Raw genomic sequence first — 4,520 nt, forward strand, 5'->3', positions numbered from 1 at the left:
TCCTGTAGCTCCTGAAATGATTGCAAAAGTTGTTGTAGCATTATGCAACGGAGACATGGAATACTTACAACCTGCTATTGATAAAGCTGCTTGCAACACCGGCTGTGGCTGTGACGTATTAACCAATGTAATCCGTAACGGATTATGTACTGGATGTGGAACTTGTGCTCTAGCTTGTCCAACAAGAGCTATGGGCTTTTCTGAAGGTAGACCTAGCTGTGACAGAGATAGATGTATTAAATGTGGATCTTGTTATGCAATGTGTCCAAGAGCATGGTTACCTATAAAAAGAATTAAAGAGGATACTGGATTATAGGAGGATTGAACATGCCATTAGGTACTTATAAAGAAGCATTATCTGCAAGATCAACTGATAAAAAAATATTAGATGTATCACAAGACGGAGGAATTGTTTCAGCATTACTCTGTTACGCACTCGATGAAGGAATCATTGAAGGTGCAGTTGTTGCTGGAACTCCTGATGAAGACTGGAGACCTATTCCTACTGTTGTAACCTCATCTGATGAAGTTATCGCAGCAGCAGGTACTAAATACTCAATGTCCCCAACCTTATCTGCTTTAAAAGAAGCAACCCGTCAATACGGTTTAGAAAAAGTGGGTGTTGTATCAACTCCATGTCAAACCCAAGGTTTAAGAAAAGCACAATCTTATCCGTTCACTAGATTTGTCGCTGATAAAGTAAAATTAATCATCGGTATCTACTGTATGGAAAACTTCCCAATGGCTTCTCTTGATACCTTTGCAACCGCAAAATTAGGATTTGACAGTTTACAAGATGCAACCAAAATGGACATCGGTAAAGGTAAATTCTGGTTAACCAAAGACGGTGAAGACTCTGGTTTAGCTATCAAAGAAACACACGGATACGAACAAGCTGGATGTAACATCTGTATGGATTATGTTGCTGAATGGGCTGACGTATCAACAGGTTCTGTAGGATCTCCTGACGGATGGTCCACTGTTTTAACAAGAACTGATGATGGTGAATCCGTATTTAAAGCTGCTGTCGACGCTGGTTTAATTGAAACAAAACCTATGGACGACGTAAAACCTGGTCTTCCTTTACTTGAAAAATTAGCTAAAGGTAAGAAAGACAAAAACGGTAAAGAACGTGAAAGAAGAGCTAAATTAGGATTACCACTTCCTGTGGAATACTAATTCCGCTTCTTTCTTTTTTCTTTTTTTTTAAGATGTGCCACAGTTTATAGTGGTTTTTTTCTGATTTTTATTATTTTTTTAGTTTTATTCGCCGTATATTCTTTTTAAGTCGTGTTCTATTACATATATGATTAAAAGCCATAAATTGGCTGGCTGGGGAATGCCTCGCTCTGATAGGTGAATGAGAATCCCATATAAAATATGTAATATATTTATTACATTCATATATGCACCTTATTACAATGATCGTACTGCAGCACAATATCAGAATGTAAGTACGGATCAAAATCATGAGGTCGCTCTTGTTGGATGGGATGACAATTATTCAAAAGAAAACTTTTTAATTACTCCTCCGGGAGATGGGGCATGGATAATTAAAAACAGTTGGAACCCCACTTGGGGAAAAAATGGATATGGATATATTTCCTATTATGATAGAGGTATTTTTAATTATACTTATACAGTAGGTTTTGTTATTGAAAATACTGAAAGTTACACAACAAATTATCAGACGGATTTATCTGGAAATTTAACCTTTGATAGATATGATAAGAATGTGAGCTATTCAAATACCTACAAAAGCAATGGAAATGAGCTAATCAGTGGCGTTGGAACTTACTTTGGTGGTGAAGGTGAAAACTATTCGCTTGATGTCTATGTAAATGGGGAGTTGAAACACTCGCAGAATGGAAGTGCGCCATACTATGGATTCCATACAGTTAAGTTAACTAAAGAAATTCCAGTTAAAGGGGATGATACCTTTAAAGTAGTGATGAAAAAGAAAAGCATTCCTATATTAAGCTATTCAAGACAACATTACTCGAAAAATACAACTTTTGTAAACAATGGTGACGGATGGAAAGACATATCCTTAGAAAATAAAACTATATCCTTAAAAGTTTATACAAAAAATCAGCTATAGATATTTGGGATTGATTAATCATTAAATTGCCTATACTCGATAGGCCAATGATTAATGTATTTAATCCCTTTATTTTAGATTGTTGTTACTGTACAGCCTTCTTTTTCCACTATGACTGTATGCTCTTTTTGACTTACAAAGCAGTCCTGCTTTTCGCGAAGCGGCGCATAAGGATAAATAGCCATTGCATCGGCTAACTGTCTTAATGCTATTTTTCCTCTTCTTTCGCCGAATTCACTTGTAATCCATCTGCCTGAAAACGGTACATGGCTGTGATTCTGCTGAATGTATTTCAATACCTTCTGAGTGTTTTTCATTCTGAACGGCTTGTTTGCAAGGTAGGAGTATATGTAATGTCCTGGAGCATCATTTACGATTCCTTCTCCGTTTGTGGCAAAGGGTTCTATTGCGATTGCCTGACCTTCTTCTAAAACATATCCGTCATGATTATCGTAATTAGGTATGGATATTCCTGCATGCAGATTATTCTGCTCCAGACTATGTCCTGTTAGATTGAAAATTGGATTGAGATTATATTCTGATATTGCCTCATGAACTGCCGCTCCTATTTTTGACACTTCAACACCTGCTCTGACGGTGGCAATTGCGGCTTCAAGACCTGCAGCTGATGCTTCAACAATTTCTTCATGTAAATTGATTTCATCCTGTGAATAGTTTTCAGTTATATCTCCATCAGCAATGACTGTTACTGCAGAATCGGCAATGTATCCATTCACCATTGCTCCTAAATCCAGTTTGACCATGTCTCCTGCATGAATTAATGTTTTATCATTTGCAGGTGAAGTGTAATGGGCGGCCACTTCATTTAGAGAAACGTTGCATGGAAAAGCAATTTCTGCCCCTGTTTTTAAAATTTCACTTTCGACATATTCAACCAAGTCAATGACTAAAGTTCCATCTTTAATCATCTTTGAGGCTTCACTACGAATATCTGAAACAATTTTTCCAGCTTTTATATAAGATTCCATCATAAATTTTTACCTTCTATTGAATAAATAATTTTATAATTGATAAAGTTTATATTATTATATATTATTTATACTGTATAAATTAGTTGGAGGCAAAAAATATGGATATTCCTACAATACCGGATCAAATATTTTATTTAATTATCTTAATTATTGTAGCCATTGTGCTTTTAATCATTGTATTCCAATGGAGAAAGATTGCACAATCCAAGAATTCTATTTTAATGCTCGAAAAAGAAATTGAACTTAAAAAAATGTCTATGGTTGAAAAGGATATTGAATCCAAAAGATTGATGGATAATCCAATTCCATTACCACAGGACAAACAGGACAGTCTCTCTGAAATCAGGCAATCAACTACTGATGTCAGAAGTGAAGTGGGATATTTGCACACTGAAATTAACGAAAGACTGGCCAGATTGGAAGCTCAAACCGAGCAAAAAAAATTAGAGAAAATGCTTAAAGAAATCGAAGCTAAAGAAGCTAAACTTAAAAAAATGGATAAATAGGCGATAAAATGGAAGCTATTGAAGCTGTTGCTATATTGATATTGATTGTCGCAATCGTAATTTTGGTCTATTACTACCTGCTTAACAGTCCAGAAACCGCTAAAAAGCTTCGCAGTTATGTTCCGACAACTGCAGATGCTCATATGAATGAGGTTTTAGGCAATGATTCAGGATATGAATTATCTAAAGTCGATGAATCCGGCGATGAAAAGGAATCAGATTCAATGGGTAAGAGGATTAAGGTTAAATTAAGCGACATTGATATGTCAGGATTGAATACTGATGTATTCTCTAGAAAGATTGATTCATTCCTTGATGAAAAAAGTGATGAATTGATTAAGGATTGGTGTTTGGCTACAACCGATGATATTGGAGATTTGGAGTCTAAATTTAGTGAAACCACCAATCAAGTCGATACTTTGGAAAAATCATTCAATAACTTTAAAAAATCATCCGAAGAATTCCAGAAAGCTACTGAAGAAAAACTGGATGATTTGGATAAGAGGATTGAATCTTTGGAAAATAAATAATTTTATTTTCTTCCTTTTTTCTATTTTGGCCCAAAATATCGAAAGATTTATATATTATCTTTTCTATAATTATATTATAGTTTTGTACTATTTTTGTTTGTATAGCAGGGTGGGGTAGTCTGGTGATCCCGCGGGGCTCATAACCCCGAGATCCCTAGTTCAAATCTAGGCCCTGCTACTTTTAATTAATATTTTCATGGCAAGTTAAAGACAGCTGCTGGTTTATTTCTAAACTAAGGAAACTCCGCCCATCACACAGAACTGCGGCGTTGAAAAACGTATGCTGAGAAGCATGACTCTGGAGCAGAAACGACACGGCTTTTAATGGTAGACGATGATATTTAATTGAGGACATTAAAAGAAGCGGTGAAACGGCCATTCCGTAGGATGC

General features: G+C 35.8%; 6 protein-coding genes, 1 tRNA gene and 1 other RNA gene. 7 read left to right on the plus strand and 1 reads right to left on the minus strand.

Annotation, left to right across the window (positions count from 1 at the left end; all coding sequences use genetic code 11):
- From QZV68_RS09965 to QZV68_RS09975, 3 genes are all read left to right on the plus strand, one after another.
- Positions 1-316, plus strand: a 316-nt coding sequence (locus QZV68_RS09965; protein WP_296880848.1) for a 4Fe-4S dicluster domain-containing protein, incomplete at its 5' end; no start/stop codon positions are given.
- An 11-nt stretch (positions 317-327) separates the two neighbouring features.
- Positions 328-1,179: a coenzyme F420 hydrogenase subunit beta gene (frhB, locus tag QZV68_RS09970; protein WP_296880849.1), complete on the plus strand. Its 852-nt coding sequence runs from the start codon at positions 328-330 to the stop codon at positions 1,177-1,179.
- 181 nt (positions 1,180-1,360) lie between these two features.
- Positions 1,361-2,101, plus strand: a complete 741-nt coding sequence (locus tag QZV68_RS09975) for a lectin like domain-containing protein (protein ID WP_296880850.1) — start codon at positions 1,361-1,363, stop codon at positions 2,099-2,101.
- Between the two features lie 74 nt (positions 2,102-2,175).
- Here QZV68_RS09975 and map read toward each other — a convergent pair whose 3' ends face one another.
- Positions 2,176-3,093: a type II methionyl aminopeptidase gene (map, locus tag QZV68_RS09980; RefSeq protein ID WP_296880851.1), complete on the minus strand. Its 918-nt coding sequence runs from the start codon at positions 3,091-3,093 to the stop codon at positions 2,176-2,178.
- Positions 3,094-3,191: 98 nt separating this feature from the next.
- On the opposite strand from map, the gene QZV68_RS09985 reads away from it, so the two are divergent.
- The 4 genes from QZV68_RS09985 to rnpB all read left to right on the plus strand — a co-directional run.
- Positions 3,192-3,599, plus strand: a complete 408-nt coding sequence (locus QZV68_RS09985) for a hypothetical protein (RefSeq protein ID WP_296880852.1) — start codon at positions 3,192-3,194, stop codon at positions 3,597-3,599.
- An 8-nt stretch (positions 3,600-3,607) separates the two neighbouring features.
- On the plus strand, positions 3,608-4,129 hold the full coding sequence (locus QZV68_RS09990) for a hypothetical protein (RefSeq protein ID WP_296880853.1): 522 nt from the start codon (positions 3,608-3,610) through the stop codon (positions 4,127-4,129).
- A 103-nt stretch (positions 4,130-4,232) separates the two neighbouring features.
- A tRNA-Met gene (locus tag QZV68_RS09995) sits at positions 4,233-4,307 on the plus strand.
- A 20-nt stretch (positions 4,308-4,327) separates the two neighbouring features.
- Positions 4,328-4,520: RNase P RNA component (gene rnpB / locus QZV68_RS10000), an RNA gene on the plus strand; the annotation flags it as partial.

Origin of the sequence: uncultured Methanobrevibacter sp. (assembly GCF_902801725.1) — an archaeon.
Lineage (GTDB): Archaea > Methanobacteriota > Methanobacteria > Methanobacteriales > Methanobacteriaceae > Methanocatella.

What these genes read in the sequence shown, in the direction of transcription:
- map (WP_296880851.1), bottom strand. Translation starts at nt 3,093, where the DNA reads ATGATGGAATCTTATATAAAAGCTGGAAAAATTGTTTCAGATATTCGT.
- QZV68_RS09990 (WP_296880853.1), top strand. Translation starts at nt 3,608, where the DNA reads ATGGAAGCTATTGAAGCTGTTGCTATATTGATATTGATTGTCGCAATC.
- frhB (WP_296880849.1), top strand. Translation starts at nt 328, where the DNA reads ATGCCATTAGGTACTTATAAAGAAGCATTATCTGCAAGATCAACTGAT.
- QZV68_RS09975 (WP_296880850.1), top strand. Translation starts at nt 1,361, where the DNA reads ATGAGAATCCCATATAAAATATGTAATATATTTATTACATTCATATAT.
- QZV68_RS09985 (WP_296880852.1), top strand. Translation starts at nt 3,192, where the DNA reads ATGGATATTCCTACAATACCGGATCAAATATTTTATTTAATTATCTTA.